At 68.0% G+C, this 981-nt stretch carries 1 protein-coding gene; it reads right to left on the bottom strand.

The genetic code is table 11. From position 1 onward, the window contains the following. The coding region (locus tag M8I34_RS41075; protein WP_250058162.1) for an AMP-binding protein at positions 1-981 on the bottom strand (981 nt) is incomplete at both ends.

Below are 981 nucleotides of genomic sequence, written 5' to 3' on the forward strand. Positions count from 1 at the left end.
CTGCCGGGGGCGCCGTGGGGGTTGGCGGTGAACCGTGTTGCCGTGAGGTCGGGGCGGTGGAGGTATCCGCGGGCAAGGAGGTCGCCGGCGATGTAGAGCTCGCCGGTCACGTTGGGGGGTACAGGTTGGAGGTGGGCGTCGAGGATGTGGATCTGGGTGTTCCAGATGGGGTGCCCGATGGTGATGGTGCCGGTGGGGGCGGGCTGTCCGGGCTCGATGCGGTACTGGGTGCAACCGACCGTCGTTTCGGTGGGCCCGTACTCATTGATGACGGTGGTGCCGGGATGATCGCGTCGCCACTCATCGAGGGCTTCACCCAGGAGGGCTTCACCACCAAGTACCAGCTGCTCGGTCGGTGAGATGTGCGGGGGCAGGTTCTTGAGCAGGCTCAGGTGCGAGGGCGTGGCTTTGACGAAGGTCGGTGCTTCGGCGAGGTCGGGGGCGGTGCCCTCGTTCAGCTCGACCAGATGCGCGCAGCCACCGAGAGTCAGAGGCCCAAGAAGCCCGGTGACGGTGAGGTCGAAAGAGACCGGAGAGTGGACGAGAGTCCGCCCGCTCATGGCGGGGTAAGCGGCGTGGGCCCAGCGGAGATAGAGGTTCAGCGAGCGGTGCTCAACCACAACGCCCTTCGGCCGCCCGGTGGAACCGGACGTGTAGATGACGAAGACGGGGTGCGAGGTCTTCGCCTCACGCAACCGCTCCGCATCGCGAACGTTGCTGGTAGGCAGCCCCGAAGTGTCGACCTCGCCGGAGTCGAGAGTGAGGGTGGTGACGCCCGTCTCGGGCAGGCCGGTGGCGGTGGCCTTGTCGGTGATGAGCAGTGTGGGCCGGGCGTCGCTGAAGAGGTAGGCGATGCGGTCGGCGGGGTAGTCGGGGTCGACGGGCAGGTAGGCCGCGCCGGTCTTGGCGACGGCGAGGATCGCCACGACCACGTCGATCGTGCGGGGAAGGGCGAGCGCGACGATCTGCTCGGGGCCGACA

This window comes from Streptomyces sp. MCA2, assembly GCF_023544705.1.
GTDB classification, from domain to species: Bacteria; Actinomycetota; Actinomycetes; order Streptomycetales; family Streptomycetaceae; genus Streptomyces; species Streptomyces decoyicus.